A 24,039-nucleotide genomic window follows, 5' to 3' on the forward strand; every position below is an offset into this window, starting at 1 on the left:
CCGCCCTTGTGGCGGGAACCCCTGGTTCCGCTCGCAGGTGAGGTGCAAGCGGACTGCCTTGCAGTCCACCCCATCCGCCCTTGCGGCTGATAGAGGGGTTCCCGCCACAAGGGCGGGAATGACGGGAGGAAGAGGGAGCCGTGGATGGTTTCCGCCGCGACGGCGAAAACCACGCGCCGATCCAGCCTCCCCTGCCGCAAAACTAACGCCCGCCCCAGGAATAAGCGGAACCCTGGGCGTGGCGGCGGCGGCCCGGGTCGTGTATCGGGGGGATCGATCATGACCGCCGACCTCGCCGCCCCGCGCCATCCAGAGCTCCGTGACCAGACCATCGTGCTGGTCGGACTGATGGGCGTGGGCAAGTCCAGCGTCGGCCGGCGGCTGGCCCAGACCCTCGACCTGCCGTTCCGCGACGCCGACAACGAGGTCGAGCGCGCCGCCGGCCGCGGCATTCCCGAGATCTTCGCCGAGATGGGCGAGGCCGCCTTCCGCGACGGCGAGCGGCGGGTGATCGCCCGCCTGCTGGAGGATCCGCCCCACGTGCTGGCCACCGGCGGCGGCGCCTTCGTCAACGCCGAGACCCGCGCCCTGATCAAGGACAAGGCCATCGCCGTCTGGCTCAAGGCCGACCTGGAACTGCTGGCCCGCCGCGTCGGCCGCAAGGACGGCCGGCCGCTGCTGAAGAACCGCGACCCGATGGACGTCCTGCGAGAACAGGCCGCCGCCCGCTATCCCGCCTATGGCGAGGCCCACCTGACCGTCGAGACCGGCGACACGCCCCACATGGTGGCCGTCGAAGCCGTGATCGCCGCCCTGCAGGGCCGCCTCGCCGCCGCGTCCGGTTCCGCCAATACCTCTGAAAGAGCACAGCCGTGATCCGCACCGTTTCCGTGGGCCTGGGCGATCGCGCCTACGACGTCGTCATCGGCACGGGCCTGATCGACAAGGCCGGCGAGCACGTCCTGCCGTTCCTGTCCAAGCGCAAGCGCTGCGCCGTGGTCACCGACGCCAATGTCGGCGAGCACCATGTCGAGCGGCTGGCGGTGTCGCTGGAGAAGGCCGGCGCCTCGGTCGACGTCATCGTCCTGCCCCCGGGCGAGGAGACCAAGAGCTTCGAGGGCCTGGCCCACCTGTCGGACCAACTGCTGGCCCTGGCGCTGGACCGCGGCGACATGATCGTGGCCTTCGGCGGCGGCGTGATCGGCGACCTCGCCGGCTTCGCCGCGGCGATCTACAAGCGCGGCGTCGACTTCATCCAGATCCCGACCACCCTGCTGGCCCAGGTCGACAGCTCGGTCGGCGGCAAGACCGCCATCGACACTCCCCTCGGCAAGAACCTGATCGGCGCCTTCCACCAGCCGCGCCTGGTGCTCGCCGACCTCGACGTGCTGGCCACCCTGCCGGCCCGCGAGCTGGCCTGCGGCTATGCCGAGGTGGTCAAGTACGGCCTGCTGGGCGACTTCGACTTCTTCGAGTGGCTGGAAAAGCACGTCCACGCCGTTCTGGAGCGCGACACCGAGGCCCTGGTCCGCGCCGTCGGCCGCAGCGTCGAGATGAAGGCCGAGATCGTCGCCGAGGACGAGAAGGAGGCCGGCCGCCGCGCCCTGCTGAACCTCGGCCACACCTTCGGCCACGCGATCGAGGCCGAGATGGGCTTCGGCGACGCGCTCAAGCACGGCGAGGCCGTCGGGGTCGGCATGGCCCAGGCCTTCCGCTTCTCGGCCTCGCAAGGCCTGTGCTCGGCCCAGGACGCCGTCCGCGCCGAGGCCGCCATCAAGGCCGCCGGCCTGCCGACCAAGATGTCGGACGTACGCGCCGAGCCCTTCGGCGCCGACGCCCTGATCGCCCACATGGGCCAGGACAAGAAGGCCGAGGGCGGCGCCCTGACCTTCGTGCTGGTCCGCGCCATCGGTGATGCGTTCGTCGCCAAGGGCGTCGATCCGGCCCCGCTGCGCGCCTTCCTGCTGGCCGAAGGCGCGACCGGCTGACCAGCAGGTCAGGTTTCGTCCACAGCCGCCGCCCCGGCGCCCCTTGGCGCCGCATCCGCACAATGGTCAAGCTTTCTGCCGGCGAACCGGAACCGGTCCGCATCCGGTGCGTTGACGACGACGCGCCGCTTCGTCGGCGTGGGGTCTAGGGGGAGCCCAGGGGTGACCGTTTTGGAGGCTGACGCACGCGCCGCGACCGAGGAGATCGCCGATCTCCGCCGGCGCCTGGCCGAGGCCCAGCAAGCTCATGCCGAGGAAGTGCGCCGCAACCAGGCTTTCAGCCGGATCGCGGCGGCCATCGGCGCGCACCAGAGCCTGGGCGAGACCGTCCAGGCGGTGATCGACGGCGGGGTCGAGCTGATCGGCGCCCAGTTCGGAGCCTTCTTCTACACCGTCGCCGACGAGACCGGCGAAAACTACATGCTCTACGCCCTGGCCGGCGCCCCGCCCCAGGCCTTCGCCCACTTCCCGATGGTGCGCAAGACGGCGGTCTTCGCCCCCACCTTCGACGGCGTCGGGGTGGTTCGCGCCGACGACATCACCATCGATCCGCGCTACGGCCTGAACGCGCCTTACCAGGGCATGCCCGAGGGCCACCTGCCTGTGCGCAGCTACCTGGCCGCGCCGGTCAAGACGGTCGACGGCCTGGTGCTGGGCGGGCTGCTCTTCGGCCACCGCGAACCGGGCCGTTTCGATACCCGAGCCGAGACCGTGATCATGGGCCTGGCCGCCCAGGCCGCCGTCGCCATCGAGTGGAACCGGGCCGGCGAGGCCGGCGACCGCGAACTCACCGAACGCCGCCGCGCCGAGGAGCGGCTGAAGTTCGCCCTCGATTCGGGCCGGCTGGGCTCTTGGGAGCTCGACGTCGAGACCCGCGCCTACGAGGCCTCCGACATCTGCAAGTCGAACTACGGCCGCACCTCCGACGAGGACTTCGGCTTCGACGACCTGGTGGCGACCATCCACGCCAGCGATCGCGACCGCATGCTGGCGGCCATGGAAGAGGCCATCCGCACCGGCGGCGACTACGACATCGAATACCGGGTGGTGATCCCCTGCGGCGAAACCCGCTGGGTGCACGCCCGGGGCCGCGCCGCGGTTCGCGATGAAGCGCCCGAGGGCGGGACGGCGGCCGGCGGCGTTCGGCGCATGGCCGGCGTGTCGCTGGACGTCACCGAGCGCAAGCGGGCCGAGGAGCGCCAGCGCCTGCTGCTCAACGAGCTGAACCATCGCGTCAAGAACACCCTGGTCACCGTCCAGTCGATGGCCGCCCAGACCCTGCGCGCGGCCAGCGACCTGGACGCCTTCCGCGAAGCCTTCGAGGCCCGGCTGATCGCCCTCTCACAGACCCACAACCTGCTGACCGAGCAGAACTGGGAGAGCGCCAGCCTGCGCGAGATCGTCGACGCCGAGCTGGAAGCCTTCGGCGGCCTTGAACGGCTGGACTTCGACTACGCCCGCGACCTGCGGCTCAATCCCAAGGCCACCGTGGCGGTCGGCATGGCCGTGCACGAGCTGGCCACCAACGCCGCCAAGTACGGCGCCCTGTCGACGCCCGACGGCCGCGTGGCCGTAAGCTGGTCGACCGAGCCCGCCTCGCCCGACGCCCCCGCCCGCCTGCGCCTGCGCTGGACCGAGAGCGGCGGCCCGCCCGTCCCTCCGCCGACCCGTCGCGGGTTCGGCGCCCGCCTTCTCGAGAAGGGCCTCGCCGGCGAGTTGTCCGGCGTGGTCCGTCTCGCCTATGATCAATCTGGCCTGGTCTGCGCGATGACGCTGCCCTTGGCCGCCCTGGAGCCGTGAAACAGATGAAGACCCTCGCCGCCCTGAAGGTTCTGGTGGTCGAAGACGAGGCCCTGGTCTCGATGCTGGTCGAGGACATGCTCGGCGATCTCGGCTGCGAGGTGGTCGGTCCGGCCGCCGAGATCGAGGAAGCCCTGCGCCTGGCCGGTTCGGCAGAGATCGACGCGGCCCTGCTCGACGTCAATCTGGGCGGACGCCCGATTTTCCCGGTCGCCGACGCCCTGAAGGCGCGCGGCGTGCCGTTCGCCTTCGCCAGCGGCTACGGCGAGGCGGGCCTGACCGAGCCGCACAAGGGCGCGGCCGTGCTGCAGAAGCCGTTCCGCGAAGCCGACCTGCGCCGCGTGCTGGAAGGCCTGGCCGCCCAGGCGGTCTGAGCCTCCGCTCAACGCCAGCGCGTCCGGGCGAGTCGCGGCTCGCCCGGAACGCACGCGAAAAATAATTCCAAAATTTATCCCATAATTGGCGACGCGCACCCAAGCCGCCCCGGCTGAAGCGTGGTCAAAAGATGACTATGCCCCGCCGCCTTCCCGCCACGGAAAGCGGGCGAGACCGTGCGACCTCGCATTTCGAGCCTTGCACGCGGCCAAAATCCCCAAGGCTGCTGGGCGGTTTCCGAAAAAACGACGTTATGCAGCGTACGGAACGGCGACGGATATGCGCCGCAAGCCAAAATTGCGGCTGTCGCCAATTGTGGCCAAGGTCGACCACTGTTGTGGCGCCCGTGACCGAAGTGTGGCGATATTGTAACGGCTGACATCGAAACCGGGCAAAAAGTTGCAAAGCCGGTTGCCGGTTGCGACGCGCTTGTTAGGGTCGATCATTGCGGATTGGTAACCTCCGCTTGCACGGCCATCGCTTGGGACAGCGCGGCCGGTGCCCTGTTCAAGAGCAGCTGGGGATTTGCTCCATATGATAGACAAGAAGGTTTTGCTCGGCTCGTCGATGATCGCCGGCCTCGTGGCCGCGACCATGGCGATGACGCCGGCGATCGCGTCGGCCCAAACGACCGAAGCGAAGAAGGAAGAGACGAAGAAGGCTGAGCCGACGGAAGTCGACAGCATCGTCGTCACCGGTTCGCGCATCCGTCGCGACGAGTTCAGCTCGGCCTCGCCGGTGCAGATCATCACCCGTTCGGAATCGGTTCTGGCCGGTACGGCCTCGACCGCCGAAATCCTGCAGGGCGGCACGGTCACCTCGGGCGCGGCCCAGGTCGACAACGCCTTCCTCGGCTTCGTCACCGAAGGCGGCCCGGGCGCCAACACCCTCAGCCTGCGCGGCCTCGGCGCCGTCCGCACCCTGGTGCTGCTGAACGGTCGCCGCCTGGCTCCGGCCGGTACGCGCGGCCAGGTCGGCCAGGCCGACCTGAACACCCTGCCCTCGGCCATGGTCGAGCGCATCGAAATCCTGAAGGACGGCGCCTCGTCGGTCTACGGTTCGGACGCCGTCGCCGGCGTCGTGAACATCATCACCCGCAACGACATCGACGGCGTGACCTTCGAGGGCTTCACCGACCAGACGTTCGACGGCGGCGGCGCCCAGTACCGCGCCTCGGTCGTGGCCGGCAAGACCTTCGACCGCGGCAACATCTCGGTCTCGTTCGAGCACCTGCGCGGCGAGCGCATCAAGATCAAGGATCGCGAATGGGCCGCCTGCGGCCGCGGCTACCTGATCGATCCCGCCGACGGCTTCGTCTATGACGACAAGCTGCCGGACGGCTCGGGCAACATCCGTTGTAACGGCATCAACTACGGCGGCGGCGTCGCGCACGACTACATCGGCGCCTGGCGCACGAGCACCGGTTCGCGCACGACCCTGACCTCGGAGCCCGGCTTCGTCGGCAGCTACACCGGCACCGGCACCTCGACGGCCCTCAGCTACAACGGCTGGCGCAACGTCGCCTCGACCGACTCGCGTCCGCTGGCCAATCCGCTGCAGAACGAAGAAGACATGTTCTCGCCGGTGCGGAACTACACCTTCTACGGCAACGGCAACTATGACCTGGGCATCCTGGGCAACGCCGAAGCCTACGGCGAACTCCTCTACACCCGCCGCGAATCGAGCCAGGTCGGCAGCCGCCAGCTGTCGCTGGATCCGTTCGGCAGCGAGCGTCTGGGCTACTACTACAACGCCCCGACCTACGGCGCGAACAACCCGCTGTTCCCGACCACCCTGGCGGCCGCCGGCTTCCAGTTCATCAACCCCTTCATCTTCTGGGGTAACGACAAGTCCTCGCAGGAAGTCGACTACTACCGCGCCTCGGCCGGTATCCGCGGCGACCTGGGCTTCGGCAACTGGCGCTACGACGCCAACCTGATGTTCGCCAAGTCGGACGCCAGCTACACCTTCCAGAGCTTCATCACCGACCGCATCCGCCAGTCGCTGAACCTGGTCAACGCCCCGGCCGGCACCCCCGCCGCTTACACCATCACCGCTCCGGCGGGCACGGTCGGCGCCGGCGGCACCTACACCTGCGCCAGCAACGTCGGCAACTCGAACCCGCAGTGCGTCCCGGCCAACCTGCTGACCGAGAACGCCCTGAACGGCACGGACATCCCGCAAGCCCTGCGCTCGTGGCTGTTCAAGGACGTCACCGGCAGCACCAGCTACGAGCAGACGACCTTCCAGTTCGCGATCGACGGCGACCTGTTCACCCTGCCGGCCGGCAAGGTGGGCGCGGCCTTCGGCGTCGAGCTGCGTCACGACGAGCTGAACGACAGCCCGCCGATCGAGAGCCAGACCCGCTCGCTCTACAACCTGACCTCGGCCACCCCGACCCGGGGCAAGGACGACATCTGGGAAGTGTTCGGCGAAATCAACGTTCCGCTGCTGGCCAACCAACCGTTCGCCAAGTCGCTGGACGCCTCGCTGTCGGCCCGTCACACCAACTACGACTCCTACGGTTCGAACGACACCTACAAGGTGGGTCTGACCTGGACGCCGGTTGACTGGCTGAAACTGCGCGGCACCACGGGCACCTCGTTCCGCGCCCCTGGCATCTTCGAACGCACCCTGGGCGGCCAGTCGGGCTTCTACGGCACGACCAGCGACCCCTGCTACCAGTATCAGAACCTGGCCGCGGCCTCGATCCGTCGCCAGAACTGCGCCGCCGAACTGACCGCCCTGCTGGGCGCCAGCGCCGCGGCCACCTGGCTGCCGACCGGCGGCCCGCAGGTCTACAGCTCGGGCAACCCCGACCTGGACGCCGAAAAGTCGAAGGCCAAGACCCTCGGCTTCGTCATCCAGCCGGACGGCCTGAACCTGTCGTTCGCGGTCGACTACTTCGAGATCAAGATCCGCGATCAGGTCGCCAACTTCGGCACCGCGATCCTCAGCGGCTGCTACAACGATCCGGACTTCCGTCCGGGCGGCGGTCTCTGCGACTTCGTGGCCGCTCGTAACAGCACCACCGGCAACCTGACCTACTTCGTCGACAACTACGTCAACATCGCCAGCCAGGGTGTCGAAGGCTTCGACTTCACCATCCGCTACACGCGCGACATCCTTGAAGGCCGTTTCGTCTCGACCCTGCGCGCGACGAACATGAAGAGCCAGACCTACCGCCTGAACGAAACCGATGCGGCCGACGAATACGCCGGCTTCCCCGGCTATCCGAAGTGGGTCGGCGACTTCGACATGCGCTACGAGTGGAAGGACTGGATCTTCCGTTGGGGCGTCGACTACGTGTCGGCCACCGACGCGGCTCGCCTGAACGGCATCGACCCCAGCGTCGATCCGTACCACACCAAGGTCGAAGCTTACTTCGAACACAGCGCTTCGGTGCAGTTCAAGGGCAAGAACGACTGGGAAGCCACCGTCGGCGTCAACAACATCTTCGGCGAAGAGCCGCCGATCATCTCGTACGGCCTGAGCGTTCCGCGCGTCGGCAGCAGCCAGCTCTACAGCGGCTACGACAACCGCGGCCGTTCGATGTTCGTGAACCTCGTGAAGTCGTTCTAAGCTTCGGCTGAAGACGACTGGAGAAGGGGCGGTCCGCAAGGGCCGCCCCTTTTTCTTTGGCCGCTTCATCGCCTGGGGCCGCCAGAAGCTCTCGCCCTCCTCCCGCCTATCCGGTCTCCCGGGACGAGGCCGCTCCGACAAGAACAAATAAAGAACGATTGCGACCGAGTCTGACGCCCCCGTTCCCTAGATTGATCACGTCAGCCGAGGCGGCGATCACGGCCGGGCCCAATTTCGGGGTCCATGCCGCCGCCTTGGAAACCCTTAAAAGATTTGGAGATTTTCAATGGCTAACTACACCTTCGTCGATGACCACAAGCTGCCCGGCGATCTGGACGACACCCAGAGCTTCAAACGCGCCTTCGACGCCTCCAACGACGTTCGCATGCTGGCGCGGGTCTATACCGTCAGCGCGCCCGTGGTCATCGCGCCGCTGCCGACCCAGAACCCCAAGCGCGGCCTGTCGCTGAAGGGCTGCGGGATCGGCGTCACCACCATCCGCTCCACCAACGCCTCGGCTCCGGTGATCCTGATCCCCGCCGCCACCGACTACGTGACGCTGATGGACTTCACCGCCGATCACGTCGGCACCACGCCCCAGCCGGGCGGCGACGGGATCAAGCTGGAGGTCGCGGCCAACTACAGCTGGGACAACGGCGTGGTCACCAACGTGCGCTGCAACTTCAACCACATCGGCTGGAACCTGGGCATGACGGCCTACACGCTGTTCGTGAACTGCGGCGCGGTCAGCAACGTCTCGCACGGCTTCAGCTTCAAGGCCGACAGCGCCTATTCCACCAACCCGCTGCAGTACTACCTGACCAAGTGCAACGCCGCGCTCAACGGCGGCGACGGCTATCGCTACGCCACCCAGGGCACGGCGCCCGCCACTCCGGTCGGGGCGCTGGAGACCTGCGTCACCTACAAGAACGGCGGCCACGGCGTGGCGGCCTACGGCCTGCAGACCAACCCCATCGCCAGCATCCGCATCGACGGCGGCTTCTATGGCGAGGACCTGGGCCACGGGATCTATCTCGACACCTGGGGCAGCCTGCACCTGGTGCGGCCCGGCTTCATCGAGCTGGCCCAGGAATGCGGCATCTACCTCTCCGACCACAATCGCCAGGTCCAGGTCGGCCCGACCATCGTCACCAACAATGGTCTCGACGGCATGCTGGCCAACTGTCCGGACGTGACGGTCACCGGCGGCCAGTTCATCGCCAACGGCCGGCGCAAGGTGACCGGCCGCGCCAACGGCCTCTACTTCTTCCAGAACGGCACGGGCGTGGTCACCGGCGTGCGGGTCCGCGAATGGGGCGGGCAACAGGACTGGGGCGTGGTCACGAACGCCGAGGTCCTGCTGGTCGGCAACGACCTCCGAAACAACCTGCTGGGCGCCCAGACCGGGGCGACCAATCCGGCCTCGACCGGCAACCGGGTCTGACGGCTCCCGGGACGGCCGCCCCTTCGGGGGCGGCCGCATCAGCCTCAGCGCGCAAAGAAAAAGGCGCCGCCCCGAAGGAGCGGCGCCTTTCGACGTCGTCAGGGTCGGAGCGTTACAGCCCCGAGCCGCCGCAGCCGGTTTTGAAGTAGTCGTCGATGATCTTCAGCTGCTGGCCGAAGAGCTCGCGCGTCCAGGCCGGGCCGTGGGCGTAGTCGACGAACTCGTGGTACTCGACGTCCTTGCCGGCGGCCTTGGCCTTCTTGACGAACCATTCCGACTGCTCGATCGGCACGGTCCGGTCGCGTACCCCGTGATAGACCATGATCGGGATCGAGATCTTGTCGGCGTAGTCCAGCGGGCTGACGCCCTTCACCGTCGGCGCCTGGGCGTCGCGGTAGTAGGGGTTGGTATAGAAGCGCGACCAGATCCGGCCGATGTCGGACACCCCGGCCCCGGCGATGGCGCACTTGTAGATGCCGTTCGGGCGCACCGCGGCGTCCATGGCCGCGTAGCCGCCGTAGGAGAAGCCGAACATGGCGATGTGGCCCGGCTTGGCGACCTTGGTGTCGATCAGCCACTTGGCGCCGTCGTCCTTGTCGTCCTGCATCTTGCCGCCCCACTCGCGGTCGCCGGCGGTCCAGAGCTTCTTGCCCCAGCCGTCCGACGTGGCGCGGTACTGCGGCTGCAGCACGGCGTAGCCGCGCGAGGCCAGCATCTGCGGCCACATCGACCAGTCCCATTCCAGGTGGTCGCGGGCCCACGGGCCGCCGTGCGGCAGGATCACCGTCGGCCACGGGCCTTCACCGTAGAGCGCCTTGGACGGCGTGGTCAGGAAGGCCGGAATGTCGAGCCCGTCGCGGGCCTTGTAATAGACCAGGGTGCTGGAGCCGAGCGCGGCCGGGTCGAGGTCCGGATGCGGCTTGGACAGAAGCGACAGCTCCTTCTTGTTCTTCAGCAGGTAGTAGGCGCCGGGATCGTTGGGACCGCCCACCCAGGCGACCACGGTGTTGAGGTCGTTCGAGTAGGAGATCAGCTGGCTGTAGCGGGCCACCGGATAGGTCGTGTTGGCCTTGGCGCCGGTCGCCGGGTCGACGAAGGTGATCGGGGTGGCCTTCACCTCCAGCGCCTGGTCCAGCGCCGACTTCAGGCCGGCGATGCGGTCGGACTGCAGCACCTGGTCGGAACGCGGCCCTTCGTAGCGGAAGCCGATCATCTCGCCGAAGTGATCGTCCTTGATCGGCCAGGTCGACACGCCCGCGGCGTCGAAGAACTTGTGCTCGAAGGCCAGGGCGCCCAGCTTCCGCGCGGCGATGTCGTATTCGTAGATCGCCGCCTTGTCCCGCCCGCGGTTGGACAGGATGTAGGCGATGTTGGGATCCTTCGAGAAGCCGACGAAGGAGAAGATTTCGCGATCCTTGGCGTAGCTCTTGGCGATCTCTTCCCAGTCGCCCTTGGCGTTGCGGATCTCGGTCGAGATGAAGGCGCCGGTGGCGTCGGTGCCGCCGCGGCTGCGGGCCCGCAGGTTGCCTTCCAGGTCGGTGATGTAGCCGGCCGTCTTGGCGTCGGCGCGCTGGATCCGCTCGGAGCGGCCGTTGCGCACGTTCACCCGATAGACGTCGCCGGAATTCACGCCCGAATTGTTGACCACGATGATGTGGTCAGGGTCGTTGGGCAGGATGTCCAGAACGTCGGGCTGCGACAGCGCCTGCTCCAGCTCCTCGTCCTCGCTCTTGGCGCGGGGCCGGGCCAGCGGTTCCCGCCAGGTCTTGCCCTCGAGATCGGTCAGCATGAGCATGCCGACGAACGACTTGGTCGTGGTCAGCTGCTTGAGGTCGTAGGGCTGCCACATCGAGACGGCCAGGATGTCGTTCTTCACGAACTCGACCGCCTGGATCTTCATCGACTTGGCGCCGATCACCGTCGGCTTCTTGCCGAGGTTGGCGGTGTCCCACACCAGGATGACCCGGTCCTCGCCGCGCGCCTCGAGCGCAGCCATGTGCTTGCCGTCCGGCGAGACCGTGAAGCTGGCCATCCGCGGGAAAGCCGCCAGTTGCTCGATGGTCGGAACCTTCGGCTGCGCCATGGCCGCCCCGCCGGCGACCCACAGCAGGGCGCTCGCGGCCACTGCCCCCAGTACTCTCTTCAAAACACGTCTCCGTAACGCTGACCCGGCCCCCGCCGGGTTGTTGCAATGATGCAACCGCATTCGACGTGCACTTTCAATAGATTCACTCGCGTTACACGCTGTTCGTAGGGGAAATTTCCCCCGCGACGCGTCCACCGCGCCGAAAGCCGCGCGTTCAGCGCCCCTTCGGCGGCGCCACCGAGAATTCCAGGTCGAACAGGGTGGGCACGTCGTTGACCCGCGCTCGCTCGATCGTCAGCAGCCGGGCCTTGGTCTCGGCCCCGCCGTCGGCGCTGAAACCGCCAATCCGGCCGTCCGCGCCCAGCACCCGGTGGCAGGGCACGACGATCGGCCAGGGGTTCTCGCCCAGGGCCTTGCCCACCGCCCGCATCGCCCCCGGCTCGCCCATGGCCCTGGCCACCTGGCCGTAGGTCGAGGTCTCGCCGGGCCGGATGGCGCGGGCGATCTCGTAGACCCGGCGGTTGAAGGGCTGCACCACGGCGAGGTCCAGCGACACGTCGGCCAGGTCGTCGCGACCGCCCGCCAGCAGGTCGATGATGCGGTCGGCGACGAGGTCGATCTCGGGCGGCGGCGCGGTCTCGGCGGCGTCGGGATAGCGCCTGCGCAGCCGGGCCCAGGTCGCGCCGGGGCCGGCCTCGGGCAGCTGCACGCCGACCAGCCCGCCGGCAGCCCAAGCCAGGCCGCAACGGCCGATCGCCGTCTCGAAAAGCATGAAGCCCTGTCCCATGGGCGCAGATTAACACCGCTGTTGCAGGTTGCGAGCCGGGCCTTCTACCTTTCCACGGTCATGCTCTTCTCCCCGCCCAGGTTCCGGAGATCGCCCTTGCGCCGCCTCGTCCCGCTCGCCGCCGCCCTGCTCTTCTCCGCTGCTCCGGCGCTCGCCGGCGACATCCTGGTGCACGGCGGGCCGATCCACACCGGCGTCGCCGCCGCGCCGAGCGCCGAGGCGGTGCTGATCCGTGATCGGACGATTGCCTTCGTCGGCCCGCTGGCGACCGCCCGCGCCAGGGCCGCCCCCGGCGCCCGCGACATCGACCTGAAGGGGGCGGCGGCCTATCCCGGCTTCGTCGACGCCCACGCCCACCTGACCGGCATCGGCCTGCGCGAGCTGACCCTCAACCTCGACACGACCGACTCCGTCGAGGCCCTGGTCGCCGCCGTCCGCGCCTACGCCCAGGCCCATCCGGGCGATGCGCCGATCTACGGCCGCGGCTGGATCGAGACCCACTGGCCGGAGAAGCGCTTCCCCGCCCGCGCCGACCTCGACCGCGCCGCCCCCGGCCGCATCGTCGTGCTGGGCCGCGCCGACGGCCACGCCGTGGTCGCCTCCAGCGCCGCCCTGGCCAAGGCCGGCGTGACCCGCGACACCGCAGCTCCCGCCGGCGGCCAGATTCTCAAGGACGAGACCGGCGAGCCCACCGGCATGCTGATCGACCACGCCCAGGCCCTGGTCGAAGGGGTCATCCCGCCGCCCTCCCCGGCCCTCAAGCGCCAGGCGCTGGAGACGGCCGGCCGGCTCTACGCCAGCCGCGGCTGGACGGGCCTGGGCAACATGAGCGTCGAGGCCGAGGACCTGGAGATCCTGCGCCGGCTGGCCGCCGAGGGCCGCTTTTCCCTGCGCGTCGACAACTACATGGATCCGTCCGGCGCGGCCGAGGTGCTGAAGACCGGCCCCAGCGCCGACGCCACCGGCCTGATCCGCCTGCGCGGCATCAAGCTCTACATGGACGGCGCCCTGGGCTCGCGCGGCGCGGCCCTTCTGACGCCCTACAGCGACGCCGAGGGCCAGGGCCTGATCCTCACCGAGCACGACCAGGGCCTGGCCCTGATGCGCCAGGCCAGAGCGGTCGACGCCCAGGTCGCCATGCACGCCATCGGCGATCGCGGCAACCGCATGGTGCTGGACTGGTTCGGCGAAGTTCTGGGACCAGATACGGGCCGCCGCTGGCGCATCGAGCACGCCCAGGTGGTCGACGCCGCCGACCTGCCTCGCTTCTCCAGGCTGGGGATCGTCGCCTCGATGCAGCCCAGCCACGCCATCGGCGACCTCTATTTCGCGCCGTCTCGCCTGGGCAAGGAACGACTGAAGGGCGCCTATGCCTGGGCCGACATGCTGAAGAGCGGCGCGGTCGCCGCCGCCGGCTCCGACGCCCCCGTCGAGGTCGGCGACCCGCGCATCGAGTTCTACGCCGCCGTCGCCCGCAAGAGCCTGACGGGTTTCTCCAACGCCGACTGGCATCCCGAGGAAGCGGTCAGCCGCGACCAGGCCCTGCGCATGCTGACCTGGGCGCCCGCCTATGCGGCCTTCGCCGACCAGCAGCGCGGCGTGCTCGAAGCCGGCAAGGCCGCGGACCTCACCGTCTTCGATCGCGACCTGATGACGGTCGAGCCGGCCGAGATCCTGAAAGCCCAGCCCGTGCTGACCATCGTGGACGGCAAGGTGGTGTTCGAGCGCTAGGCTTTGCCTAAGCCGCGTCGGCTCTCGGCGTCGCCATCTCGATCGCCGACAGCAGGTCGCCCAGCTTCACCGGCTTGGCGACGAAGGCGGTCATGCCGGCGGCGAAATAGGTCTCGACCTGGTGGGCCATGGCGTTGGCGGTCAGGGCGATGATCGGCACGGCCGCCAGGCCGGCGGAGGCCTCGAACCGCCGGATCGCCTCGGTGGCGGCCAGGCCGTTGAGCACGGGCATCTGCACGTCCATCAGGATCAGGTCCACCGACGGATCGGCCAGATAGGCGTCCAGCGCCTGCCGGCCGTCGCCGACCAGCCGCAGGTCGATGTCGAACGGCTCCAGCAGGGCCGTCAGCACCGTCTGGTTCACCGGGTTGTCCTCGGCCGCCAGGATGCGCAGCGCGCCCCGCGGCGCCGACGGCGCCTCGTCGCGCGGCGCGGCCTCGGGCCGGGGCGCCGCCTCCAGGGGCAGGTCGACGCCGAAGGTCGCGCCCTCGCCCGGCCGGCTTTCCAGCCAGATCTTCCCGCCCATCCGTTCGGCCAGGGTGCGCGAGATGGTCAGGCCCAGCCCTGTGCCGCCATGGCGGCGGGTGGCCGAGGCGTCGGCCTGGGTGAAGGCGACGAAGATCCGCTCGCTGTCCTGCGCCGACACCCCCTCGCCGGAGTCGACCACCTTGAACCGCAGGCCCGTCTCCCGCCGCTCCACCGACACCGCCACCCCGCCCGCGTCGGTGAACTTGACGGCGTTGGCGATCAGGTTGCCGAGGATCTGGCGGATGCGCGCGGCGTCGCCGCGCCAGGCGCCGACCGCCGCCGGATCCACGCTGGCCGACAGGCTCAGCCCCTTCTCGGCGGCCAGCGGGGCGTAGGGCGACAGGGCCAGGCGCAGCGTCGCCTCCAGCTCGAACGGCGCCTCGTCCAGCTCCATCCGGCCGGCCTCGATCTTCGAAAGGTCCAGCACGTGGTTGAGGATTTCCAGCAGCGCCCCGCCCGACGCGCCGATCACCTTCAGCCGGTCGGCCTGGGCGGGATGCAGGGCCTCGCGCTCCATGACCTGCACCATGCCCAGTATGCCGTTCAGCGGCGTGCGGATCTCGTGGCTCATATTGGCCAGGAACTCGCTCTTGGCGCGGCTGGCGCTCTCGGCCAGGCGCCGCGCCTCGACCTCGCGGTCGGTCACCGTCACATGCTCGGTGACGTCGGTAATGATCAGCAGGTAGCCGCCGTCGTCGGAGGGGGTGATCTTCACCGACTGGAAGCGGCCGTCAGGCGAGGAAAAGATGTCGGGCGAGACCCATTCGCCGCCGCCTACCGCGTCGAGCACGGCCTGGGCCGCCCGTCGCGAAGCGGCGTCCGACGAGGTCCGCTCGGCGATCTCGGTCAGGCTCATGCCACGCACCAGCACCAGGCCATAGGGCCGCGCGAAATCGGCCAGGGTAGCGTTCCACACCTGCAGCAGGCTGTCGCGGCCGAAATAGCCCAGACCGATCGGCGCGCGATTGAGGGCCGAGCGCAGGGTTCCGAACGCCGCGCGCGAGGCCATGTGGTGGGTGACCAGCATGCCCAGGCCCGCCAGCACGATCATCGTCACCATGGCGATCACCGACCGGGCCAGTTCGTCGCGCGTGAAGCGGCCGGCCTCGCCGACGCCGTCGACCGGCAGCAGCGTCACCGCGCCCATGCCGACGAAGTGCAGGCCGCAGACCGCCGCCGCCAGCAGCAGGATGGCGGCCACGCGCCCCTTCAGGCCGGTCTCGCGTTTCAGGTCGCGGAAGGCCAGCGCCGACAGGCCCGCGGCGATCAGGATGGCCATCGCCACCAGGTCGGGCCGCCAGATCAGCAGGGCGGGCAGCCGCATCGCCGAAACCCCGACGAAGTGCATGGCCGCGATGGCGCCGCCGCAGATCGCCCCGCCGACCACGCGCAGGGCGCGTCCCCGGGCGCACATGGCGACGCCGGCGCCGCCGGCCAGACCGGCCAGGGCCGTGGCGAACGACAGCCCCGTCAGCGGCTCGTCGAAGCTCAGGCGCAGCCCGGGCTGGAAGCCCAGCATGGCGATGAAGTGGGTGGCCCAGACCCCGCTGCCCAGCACCAGCCCGGTCAGCAGGATCCAGGCGCCGCGGGCGCCGCCCGCCGCCGTCGCGCCCCGGTGATAGGCGTGCACGCCAACCGCCATCGAGGCCAGGCAGACGACGAGCGCCCACACCACCAGCGTCGGGTCGTGCTGATCCAAACACCGAAGCGTGGCGAACATGGCGTCCTTGGCGAGGGTAAGCGAACACGGGCGAATCCCACGCCCGTCATAGCCGCCGCCGTGGACAAGCTTGGTTTACGGCCCCGGCGACGGATCGTCGCATCACGGCTTTCCAAGCCCACGCTTGCCTCGCCCCGAATCCCGTCCCACTTTCGGGGGGCTATGAGCGACCGTTCCACCGGCCTCGCCCCGTCGCGGCTCACCGCGGTCCTGGGGCCCACCAACACCGGCAAGACCCACCTGGCGGTCGAGCGCATGCTCGGTCACGGCTCGGGGATGATCGGCCTGCCGCTGCGCCTGCTGGCGCGCGAGATCTACGACCGCATCGTCAAGCTGCGCGGCAAGGCCAGCGTCGCCCTGATCACCGGCGAGGAGAAGATCGTCCCGCCGCGCGCAGCCTATTTCGTCTGCACGGTCGAGGCCATGCCGCTGGGCCGCGAGGTCGACTTCGTGGCCATCGACGAGATCCAGCTGTGCGCCGATCCCGAGCGCGGCCACATCTTCACCCACCGCCTGCTGCACGCCCGCGGCCGGTTCGAGACCATGCTGCTGGGCGCCTCGACCATGGCCCCGCTGGTCCGCCGCCTGCTGCCCGACGCCGAGATCGTCGGCCGCGAGCGGTTCTCCAACCTGTCCTACGCCGGCTCCAAGAAGCTGACCCGCCTGCCCCGGCGCACGGCGGTCGTCGCCTTCTCCACCGACGCCGTCTACGCCATCGCCGAGCTGATCCGCCGCCAGCGGGGCGGGGCGGCCGTGGTCATGGGGTCGCTCAGCCCCCGCACCCGCAACGCCCAGGTCGCCCTCTACCAGAGCGGCGAGGTCGACTTCCTGGTGGCCACCGACGCCATCGGCATGGGCCTGAACATGGACGTCGACCACGTGGCCTTCGCCGGGCTTCGCAAGTTCGACGGCCGCCGCACCCGCTGGCTGCACCCGCAGGAGGTGGGCCAGATCGCCGGCCGCGCCGGCCGCTACACCCGCGACGGCACCTTCGGCGTGACGGGCGACTGCGAGGAGATGGACGAGGACCTGGTCCAGGCCGTCGAGGAGCACGCCTTCCAGCCGGTCATGGCCGCCGAGTGGCGCAGCGCCCGCCTCGACTTCGGCAACCTGCCCGGCCTGCTGCGCTCGCTGTCCGAGCCGCCGAACCGCAACGGCCTGACCCTTTCCCAGGAGGCGCTGGACGAGCGCACCCTGCGCAAGCTGGCCACGCATGAAGACGTCGTCGCCCGCTGCAAGTCCGACCGCTCGGCCCTGCTGAAGCTGTGGGACGTCTGCCAGACCCCCGACTTCCGCAAGACCACCGACGACGACCACCAGCGGATGGTCAAGACGCTGTTCGACGACCTGACCACCGGCCGCAAGCGCCTGCCGGAAGACTGGATCAACGGCCAGTTCAAGGCCCTGGACCGCACCGACGGCGAGATCGACAGCCTGGCCGCGCGGCTGTCGGGCGTGCGCACCCTCTCCTACATCGCCAACCGTCCCGACTGGCTGGCCAACCCCGTCCACTGGCAGGGCCGCACCCGCGAGCTGGAAGACAAGATCAGCGACACCCTGCACGAAAAGCTGATGGCGCGGTTCATCGACCGCCGCACCAGCGTGCTGATGAAGCAGTTGGGCGAGCGCGAGACGATCCTGGCCGGCGTCGCCGCCGACGGCGAGATCAGCGTCGAGGGCCATGTGGTCGGCCGGCTGACCGGCGTCACCTTCATCGCTGAGAAGGGCGCCAGCCCGCTCGAAGAGAAGGCCCTGCGCAACGCCGCCCAGCGGGCGGTGGGACCTGAGATCGCAAGGCGCCTGGGCCTGCTGGCCGCCGAGCCGGACGAGGCCTTCGCCCTGACGCCCGACGGCATGATCCTGTGGCGCGGCGAGGCGGCCGGGGCCGTGCGCGCCGGCGGCGACCTGCTGTCGCCCCGCGCCCGCCTGCTGGGCGAGCTTGGTCCCCTCCCGGCGCGCGAGCGGGCCGAACGGCGGCTCGACGCCTTCCTGGCCTCCGAAGTCGACCGCCATTTGGCGCCCCTGCGCAAGCTGCAGCAGGCCCTGGCCGGCGGCGATCTGCGCGGCCTGCCGCGCGGCGTCGCCCACCGCCTGCTGGAAGCCGGCGGCGTGCTCGACAAGCGGCCGCTCGATCCGGAACTGAAGGCCCTCAGCCAGGCCGAGCGCCGTACGCTGAAAAGCCTGGGCGTGCGCATCGGCGCCTTCTCGCTCTATTCGCCGGGCGTGCTGCGCTCGGAAGCCATCGCCTGCGCCCGGGCGCTGGACCCCGGCGGCTGGCGCGGCCCGCTCGTCGGCCTGAGCGCCCTGCCCTCGCCACCGCCCTCGCCCCGGACGCTCGCCGCCAGCGGCCTGCGTATCGCCGGCAAGCACCTGGTCCCGGTCGAGACCCTGGAAAAGCTCGACGCCCTGCTGCGCGCCGAACAGCGCCCCGGCGGCGTGGTGCTGACCCCGGCGGCTCTGGAAACCCTGGACTGGAGCGCGGCCGAGGCCTCTTCGGTGCTGCGCGCGCTCGACTACACCCCGGCCGTACGCGCTAAGCCCGACGCCCCGATCGTCTGGAAGCGCCGCGGCGCCCAGCGGCTGGAGCCAAAGCCGGTCAAGGCCCGTCCGGACTCGCCGTTCGCCGCCCTGGCCAAGCTGACCGAGCCGCCGCCTCCGGCTCCCTCGGCCCAGATCCCATCGGGGAGGCGCAAGAAGCCCCGCCGCCGCAAGCCGGCGATCGCCGTCCCGCGCGACCAGGTCGCTTCATGAGCGAGGCGCACCACGACGGCCACCACGGGGAACACCATGCGGAGCACTGCCGCGCCGACGTCTGGCTGTGGCGCGCCCGCTTCTTCAAGACCCGCTCGATGGCCGCCCGCTTCGTCGACGAAGGCCGCATCCGCCTGACCCGCGCCGGCTCGCCCGAAAGCCGCATCGACAAGCCCTCCCGCTCGCTGAAGGCCGGCGACGTCCTGGTCTTCGCCATCGGCGGACGGCTGGTGAACGTCCGCGTCCTCGACTGCGGCGAACGCCGGGGGCCGGCGACCGAGGCGCGGGGGCTTTACGAGGCGGTGGCGGGGTAGCCCCTCATAAACTCCCGTCATTCCCGCCCTTGTGGCGGGAATGACGGGAAGATGGGAAGGGCGCCCCCACCTTCGCCATAGACGCCGCCGCGCCATCCGCTACCTTCGGTGGAGTTTCATCGGGGGAGTACATCGCGTGGCGTCGTTCCGTTCGGCCGTGGCCGTCAGCCTGGCCCTGTTGCTCACCGGCGTCGCCCACGCCCAGTCCCCCGTCCCGCCCTCCAACAAGCCGCCGACGCCGATCCGCGCCTTCGACCTGCCGCAGATCGAGGCCTTCGGCCGCGCCATCTACCGCCAGGACATCGCCGCCTGGCTGGCCAGCGACGCCCTGGGCGACAAGGTCCCCGACCTGCAGGGCGCGGGCCTCAGGGGCTGGCTGGTCGAGGACGACGGCAAGACGGCCACGGTCCGCTTCCTGCGCGACAAGGGGAACGGCCTGGAGATCGGCTACGACGTGGTGGTCGACGGCAAGGGCGCCGGCCCCGTCACCGAACCGGCCGACCGCAAGCTGACCGACGAGGAGCGCCTGAGCTTCTCGGCCCGTCAGGCCGCCATCGCCGCCCAGCCGCCCACCTGCCGCGCCGGCTACAACACCGCCATCGTCCGCGACCCGCAGGGCGGCGGCTTCATCGTCTGGCTGCTGGCGCCTTCACCCGCCGAGGGCGCGATACCGGTCGGCGGCCATTACCGCATCAGCGTCGCCGCCGACGGCAAGACCGTCACCCGGGTCGACGCCCTGTCGATGTCGTGCCTGCTGATGGAGCGCCCCAAGGCCAAGGCCGGCCAGCAGCCGGTCATGGCCTTCGCCACCCACATCGTCTCGCCGACGCCGGTCGAGACCCACGCCTTCCTCAGCCTGCTCTACAAGCTGCCCATCGCCGTCGGCACGGGACCGAACGAGGTCTGGGCCGTCGACCAGGGCCGGATCAGCAAGCTGGATCTGGGCAAGCAGTAAGGGCCGCCCCGAGCCCCTCTCCCTGAAGGGAGAGGTGTCCGCGAAGCGCGCCCTGCGACGCCGGCCGGCGTTACGGAAGCTGAAAACGGCCCCCCTCCGGCCCTCCGGGCCACCTCCCCCAGAGGGGGAGGATCTCATGGCCGCGCCCCTCTCCTCCCGTCATTCCCGCCAGCAGCCTAGATCGAGAACCCGTCCACGAAGCCCGGCACCTTCTCGGGCGGCATCGGGCGGCTGAAGTGGTAGCCCTGCACCTGGTCGCAGCCGTAGGTGGCCAGGGCTTCCAGCTGGGCCAGGTCCTCGACGCCCTCGGCCACCACCTTCATGCCCATCGAAGAGCCGAGCGTGATCACCGCCTTCACGATCGCCGCGTCCTCGGCGTTCTGGACGAAGCCCTTGTCGATCTTCAGCCGGTCGATCGGGAACTGCCGCAGGTTGGCCAGGCTGGCGTAGCCGGTGCCGAAGTCGTCGAGCGCGATCATCACCCCGGCCGCGTGCAGCTTGCGCACCGTGTCGCTGACTACGTCGGACGCCCAGCCCATGTAGACGTGCTCGGTGACCTCGATGGTCAGGCGGTCGCACGGCACGCCCCAGCGGGCCAGGCGCTCCTGCACCTCTTCGGCGAGGCGGCCGGAGCGGAACTGGGCGGCCGAGATGTTGACCGCGACCCGGCCGAATTCGATCCCGGCGTCCAGCCAGGCCCGCATCTGCTTCAGCGCCGTCTCGAAGGCCACGTCGCCGAGCTTGAGCGACAGATCCTGGTCCTCGAAGGCCGGCATGAAGCGATCGGGCGTGAGGATGCCCTGCTCGGGGTGGGCCCAGCGCATCAGCGCCTCGAAGCCGGCCACGCTGCCGCTCTCCAGGTCGATCACCGGCTGGTAGTAGAGGATGAACTCGTCGGCCTCGATCGCCGCGCGCACGTCGCGCAGCAGCTCCAGCCGCTGCTCCAGGGCCGAGCGCATCGACGGGTCGAACAGGATCGAGCGGTTGCGGCCCTCGTCCTTGGCCCGATAGAGGGCGATGTCGGCGTTCTTGAAGATGTGGCTGGGGTCGGCGTCGGGATCGCCGTGCAGGGCCGCGCCGATGCTGGCGCTGACCGAGAAGCTGCGGCCGGCGTGCTGGATCGGCTGGCGCAGCAGCTCCTGCAGGGCCTTGATCGGCCGCAGCATGTCGCCCTCGCCGTGCAGGCCGCGCAGGATCACCGCGAACTCGTCGCCGCCCAGGCGTGCCACCGTATCGCCGGCCCGGAAGGCGTGGCGCAGCACGTCGGCCAGCCGCCGCAGCAGGGCGTCGCCGGCGTCGTGGCCCAGGGTGTCGTTGATGTCCTTGAAGTGATCGACGTCGATCATGATCAGGCCGAAGATCTCGCCGGCCATCTCCGAGGCGTCGACCGCCTCCTGGAACTTGCGCTGGAAATAGGCCCGGTTGGGCAGGCTGGTCAGCGGATCGCGGAAGGCCAGGTTCTCGACAGCCTCGGTCTGCCGGCGGCGGTCGGTGATGTCCTTGAACAGGTTGACCAGCCGCTCGGGCTTGCCGTCGCCCCCGAGGAAGCGCTTGCCGACCGAGCGCACCCAGGTCTCGATCCCGTCGTCGCGGTTGAGGCGGAACTCGAACACCGCCGCCTCGCCGTCGCGGCGGGCGCGCATGATCTGGGCCATGCGCTCGCGGTCCTCCTCGTGCACGATCTCCAGCGGATCGGCGTCGAACAGGCACCACCTCTCCAGTTCGGGACAGGTGCCCGAGACATAGACCTCGCCGGTCTTCAGATCGACCTCGCGCACCATCAGGTCGTCGAGCTCGAGCGCCAGCTTCAGCCGCTGCTCATTGCGCTCGGCCCTAAGCGCGGTCTGGGCGTAGCCGGTGACGTCGCGGGCGGTGACGATGACGGCGAAGATGATCCCCTCGTCGCTGCGGCAGGCGGCGAACTCGCTGCGCCAGATCCGCTGGGCGCCCTCCACCACCTGGGCCCGGTAGCGCGAGAACGGCTCGCCCGACGCCAGACAGCGCTCCAGGCTCTCGATGTCCTCGAGATTCATCAGGCAGCGGGCGAAGGGCTCGCCCGGCGCCAGGTTGGGGGTCAGGTCCTCGTCGCGCCACTCGGCGCTGACGGCGGCCAGACGGCCGGACCGGTCGATCAGCGCGGCCGCGAACGGCGCATGCGCGACGAAGGCCTCGAACGAGGCCATTCGAAGCCGCAGTTGCGCGTTGATGTCCTCCGCCATCGCCGGCGGAGCGGTCTTAAGAGCCATGCTGGTCATTCTGGTGTCGGCTTCCCGACGTTGTCGTGCGGCGTATCCTCAACTACACAGTGAAACGCCTTCCATAAGAATTGGTATCTTTCGACGAACCCCGTTCTTCATTGTCGGAAGCCCGACAAAGAGCGGTCAAAGCCCCATCCGGGGGCGCCCGTCTGTGGGCGTCGTCAGAAATCCTGGCCCCGCCGCGCACGGCGCCGCATTGACATTCGCGTCCGTCGCTCCGAAAACGCGGCCGCGTTACGTCCGTCCGTTCCAGAAAGCCGCCAAGTTCCGATGACCTACATCGTCACCGACGCCTGCATCCGCTGCAAGTTCATGGACTGCGTCGAGGTGTGCCCGGTGGACTGCTTCTACGAGGGCGAGAACACCCTCGTGATCAATCCCGACGAATGCATCGACTGCGGCGTCTGCGAGCCGGAATGCCCGGTCGACGCCATCAAGCCGGACACCGAGGACGACGCCGACGGCAAGTGGCTGCGGATCAACTCCGACTACGCCAAGGTCTGGCCGAACATCACCGTCAAGGGCGAGCCGCCGGCCGACCGCGCCGACTTCGAGCGCGAGACCGGAAAGTTCGAGAAGTACTTCAGCGAAAAGCCCGGCAAGGGCTCCTGATCCGGGCCTGAATCCCCGTTTCCACGGCTGGTTTACAGCCGTCGCGACCCCATGCCGGGTCGCAAGCCTTTCATGAGGCTGAATTTTATGCTATTGTCGCTTCCGACGTGACGGATGCGCCCTCGCACCTGCATGTCTGGTGGAAGACGACAGCCGTTCAACGGCTCGCCCGATCGAAGGCGAAGGGTGACTTAAGAGACACTCCAAATCCTGATCCGACTTGGCCCCGCCTCTCCGACGGACGGGTTGCTATCGCTTTTTGGGATGCTTGGAAACGGCGTTTTGGGCGCGAGCCCAATTTTATGAGGACGAACGAATGAGCAAGAGCGGTCTGGAATTCTCGGTCGGCGATCACGTCGTCTACCCCGCCCACGGCGTGGGGACGATCCAGGGCATCGAGACCCAGGAAGTGGCCGGGATGTCGCTCGAGGTCTACGTCATCACCTTCGACCACGAAAAGATGACCCTTCGCGTTCCGACCAAGAAGGCCAAGGCCGCCGGCCTGCGCCCGCTGGCCGAAGGCGACGTCGTCAATCAGGCCCTGACCACCCTGAAGGGCCGCGCCCGCGTGAAGCGCACCATGTGGTCGCGTCGCGCCCAGGAATACGAAGCCAAGATCAACTCGGGCGACCTGGTGTCGATCGCCGAGGTGGTCCGCGACCTGCACCGCGCCGAAAACCAGCCGGAACAGTCCTATTCGGAGCGCCAGCTCTATGAATCGGCCCTGGACCGCATGGCCCGCGAAGTCGCCGCCATCGAGCGCATCGACCGCGAAGCCGCGATCGGCATCCTGACCAAGTCGCTGGTCAAGACCGCCGCCTGAGGCCTGCGCCTCAACGACGACGTCTTCGAAGACGCCCCCGGTTCACCGGGGGCGTTTTTCGTTGGGGGGCGGACCAGGGCGCTTGGGCACGCAGATATTGGCGACGATGGTGGCGCCGCCGTCGTCCGCGAACGTCTCGTAGCCGACGATGCGGCTCGCCTTGCGCTGTCCGGGCGGACAGCCGTCGGAGGCGCACGCCGAAAGCACCAGGCCGGCCAGCGCCACAGTCGCCCATCGCATCAGCATGAAGCTCCCCCTGCCGCTCCGCCTCATGCCAGCTTGGCA

At 69.4% G+C, this 24,039-nt stretch carries 17 protein-coding genes; 12 read left to right on the forward strand and 5 right to left on the reverse strand.

The genetic code is table 11. The features are described from left to right. Nucleotides 1–279: 279 nt before the first annotated feature. From AC07N1_RS11720 to AC07N1_RS11745, 6 genes are all read left to right on the forward strand, one after another. Complete coding sequence (locus tag AC07N1_RS11720; RefSeq protein WP_494671979.1) at nucleotides 280–876, forward strand: shikimate kinase; 597 nt, start codon at nucleotides 280–282, stop codon at nucleotides 874–876. After that, a complete protein-coding gene (gene aroB / locus AC07N1_RS11725; protein WP_494671980.1) occupies nucleotides 873–1,988 on the forward strand; it encodes a 3-dehydroquinate synthase in 1,116 nt (371 codons plus the stop codon). The genes AC07N1_RS11720 and aroB overlap by 4 nt, the downstream gene beginning before the upstream one ends. 162 nt (nucleotides 1,989–2,150) lie before the next feature. Then, nucleotides 2,151–3,788: an HWE histidine kinase domain-containing protein gene (locus AC07N1_RS11730; RefSeq protein WP_494671981.1), complete on the forward strand. Its 1,638-nt coding sequence runs from the start codon at nucleotides 2,151–2,153 to the stop codon at nucleotides 3,786–3,788. A 5-nt stretch (nucleotides 3,789–3,793) separates the two neighbouring features. After that, nucleotides 3,794–4,162 carry a response regulator gene (locus AC07N1_RS11735; protein WP_494671982.1) on the forward strand — a complete coding sequence of 123 codons (369 nt, stop codon included), beginning with the start codon at nucleotides 3,794–3,796 and terminating at the stop codon, nucleotides 4,160–4,162. Nucleotides 4,163–4,697: 535 nt separating this feature from the next. Further along, nucleotides 4,698–7,745, forward strand: a complete 3,048-nt coding sequence (locus AC07N1_RS11740) for a TonB-dependent receptor plug domain-containing protein (protein WP_494671983.1) — start codon at nucleotides 4,698–4,700, stop codon at nucleotides 7,743–7,745. Between the two features lie 286 nt (nucleotides 7,746–8,031). Beyond that, nucleotides 8,032–9,189 (forward strand): hypothetical protein, encoded by a 1,158-nt coding sequence (locus AC07N1_RS11745; RefSeq protein WP_494671984.1) that lies wholly within the window; start codon nucleotides 8,032–8,034, stop codon nucleotides 9,187–9,189. 112 nt (nucleotides 9,190–9,301) lie between these two features. Here AC07N1_RS11745 and AC07N1_RS11750 read toward each other — a convergent pair whose 3' ends face one another. Beyond that, on the reverse strand, nucleotides 9,302–11,314 hold the full coding sequence (locus AC07N1_RS11750; protein WP_494671985.1) for an alpha/beta hydrolase family protein: 2,013 nt from the start codon (nucleotides 11,312–11,314) through the stop codon (nucleotides 9,302–9,304). A gap of 175 nt (nucleotides 11,315–11,489) precedes the next feature. Further along, on the reverse strand, nucleotides 11,490–12,062 hold the full coding sequence (locus tag AC07N1_RS11755; protein ID WP_494671986.1) for a methylated-DNA--[protein]-cysteine S-methyltransferase: 573 nt from the start codon (nucleotides 12,060–12,062) through the stop codon (nucleotides 11,490–11,492). Between the two features lie 96 nt (nucleotides 12,063–12,158). Between AC07N1_RS11755 and AC07N1_RS11760 the strand changes: the two genes are divergently transcribed. Further along, nucleotides 12,159–13,793: an amidohydrolase gene (locus AC07N1_RS11760; RefSeq protein ID WP_494671987.1), complete on the forward strand. Its 1,635-nt coding sequence runs from the start codon at nucleotides 12,159–12,161 to the stop codon at nucleotides 13,791–13,793. A gap of 7 nt (nucleotides 13,794–13,800) precedes the next feature. On the opposite strand, the gene AC07N1_RS11765 is transcribed toward AC07N1_RS11760, so the two are convergent. Continuing rightward, nucleotides 13,801–16,041 carry an ATP-binding protein gene (locus AC07N1_RS11765; protein ID WP_494671988.1) on the reverse strand — a complete coding sequence of 747 codons (2,241 nt, stop codon included), beginning with the start codon at nucleotides 16,039–16,041 and terminating at the stop codon, nucleotides 13,801–13,803. Between the two features lie 162 nt (nucleotides 16,042–16,203). On the opposite strand from AC07N1_RS11765, the gene AC07N1_RS11770 reads away from it, so the two are divergent. From AC07N1_RS11770 to AC07N1_RS11780, 3 genes are all read left to right on the forward strand, one after another. Continuing rightward, nucleotides 16,204–18,792, forward strand: coding sequence for a helicase-related protein (locus AC07N1_RS11770; protein WP_494671989.1), 2,589 nt, complete (start codon nucleotides 16,204–16,206; stop codon nucleotides 18,790–18,792). Further along, nucleotides 18,789–19,106, forward strand: a complete 318-nt coding sequence (locus AC07N1_RS11775; protein ID WP_494671990.1) for an RNA-binding S4 domain-containing protein — start codon at nucleotides 18,789–18,791, stop codon at nucleotides 19,104–19,106. Before AC07N1_RS11770 ends, AC07N1_RS11775 begins: the two co-directional genes overlap by 4 nt. Nucleotides 19,107–19,242: 136 nt before the next feature. Further along, nucleotides 19,243–20,061 (forward strand): hypothetical protein, encoded by an 819-nt coding sequence (locus tag AC07N1_RS11780; protein ID WP_494671991.1) that lies wholly within the window; start codon nucleotides 19,243–19,245, stop codon nucleotides 20,059–20,061. 176 nt (nucleotides 20,062–20,237) lie between these two features. Here the strand turns inward: AC07N1_RS11780 and AC07N1_RS11785 are convergent, their stop codons facing one another. Next, nucleotides 20,238–22,316 carry a putative bifunctional diguanylate cyclase/phosphodiesterase gene (locus AC07N1_RS11785; RefSeq protein WP_494671992.1) on the reverse strand — a complete coding sequence of 693 codons (2,079 nt, stop codon included), beginning with the start codon at nucleotides 22,314–22,316 and terminating at the stop codon, nucleotides 20,238–20,240. A 273-nt stretch (nucleotides 22,317–22,589) separates the two neighbouring features. Here AC07N1_RS11785 and fdxA point away from each other — a divergent pair, with 273 nt between their 5' ends. Further along, nucleotides 22,590–22,931: a ferredoxin FdxA gene (gene fdxA / locus AC07N1_RS11790; protein ID WP_101714978.1), complete on the forward strand. Its 342-nt coding sequence runs from the start codon at nucleotides 22,590–22,592 to the stop codon at nucleotides 22,929–22,931. 316 nt (nucleotides 22,932–23,247) lie between these two features. Continuing rightward, nucleotides 23,248–23,754 (forward strand): CarD family transcriptional regulator, encoded by a 507-nt coding sequence (locus AC07N1_RS11795; protein ID WP_110117731.1) that lies wholly within the window; start codon nucleotides 23,248–23,250, stop codon nucleotides 23,752–23,754. A 42-nt stretch (nucleotides 23,755–23,796) separates the two neighbouring features. Here the strand turns inward: AC07N1_RS11795 and AC07N1_RS11800 are convergent, their stop codons facing one another. Continuing rightward, nucleotides 23,797–24,000, reverse strand: coding sequence for a hypothetical protein (locus tag AC07N1_RS11800; RefSeq protein ID WP_494671993.1), 204 nt, complete (start codon nucleotides 23,998–24,000; stop codon nucleotides 23,797–23,799). Between the last annotated feature and the right edge of the window lie 39 nt (nucleotides 24,001–24,039).

It is taken from the genome of Caulobacter sp. GW821-FHT09B11 (assembly GCF_059418205.1).

Excerpts from the sequence above, each read along its gene's own strand:
- AC07N1_RS11765 (WP_494671988.1), bottom strand. The coding sequence starts at position 16,041 with ATGTTCGCCACGCTTCGGTGTTTGGATCAGCACGACCCGACGCTGGTG.
- AC07N1_RS11770 (WP_494671989.1), top strand. The coding sequence starts at position 16,204 with ATGAGCGACCGTTCCACCGGCCTCGCCCCGTCGCGGCTCACCGCGGTC.
- AC07N1_RS11785 (WP_494671992.1), bottom strand. The coding sequence starts at position 22,316 with ATGACCAGCATGGCTCTTAAGACCGCTCCGCCGGCGATGGCGGAGGAC.
- AC07N1_RS11800 (WP_494671993.1), bottom strand. The coding sequence starts at position 24,000 with ATGCTGATGCGATGGGCGACTGTGGCGCTGGCCGGCCTGGTGCTTTCG.
- AC07N1_RS11745 (WP_494671984.1), top strand. The coding sequence starts at position 8,032 with ATGGCTAACTACACCTTCGTCGATGACCACAAGCTGCCCGGCGATCTG.
- AC07N1_RS11755 (WP_494671986.1), bottom strand. The coding sequence starts at position 12,062 with ATGGGACAGGGCTTCATGCTTTTCGAGACGGCGATCGGCCGTTGCGGC.
- AC07N1_RS11775 (WP_494671990.1), top strand. The coding sequence starts at position 18,789 with ATGAGCGAGGCGCACCACGACGGCCACCACGGGGAACACCATGCGGAG.
- AC07N1_RS11740 (WP_494671983.1), top strand. The coding sequence starts at position 4,698 with ATGATAGACAAGAAGGTTTTGCTCGGCTCGTCGATGATCGCCGGCCTC.
- AC07N1_RS11720 (WP_494671979.1), top strand. The coding sequence starts at position 280 with ATGACCGCCGACCTCGCCGCCCCGCGCCATCCAGAGCTCCGTGACCAG.
- AC07N1_RS11795 (WP_110117731.1), top strand. The coding sequence starts at position 23,248 with ATGAGCAAGAGCGGTCTGGAATTCTCGGTCGGCGATCACGTCGTCTAC.
- fdxA (WP_101714978.1), top strand. The coding sequence starts at position 22,590 with ATGACCTACATCGTCACCGACGCCTGCATCCGCTGCAAGTTCATGGAC.
- AC07N1_RS11735 (WP_494671982.1), top strand. The coding sequence starts at position 3,794 with ATGAAGACCCTCGCCGCCCTGAAGGTTCTGGTGGTCGAAGACGAGGCC.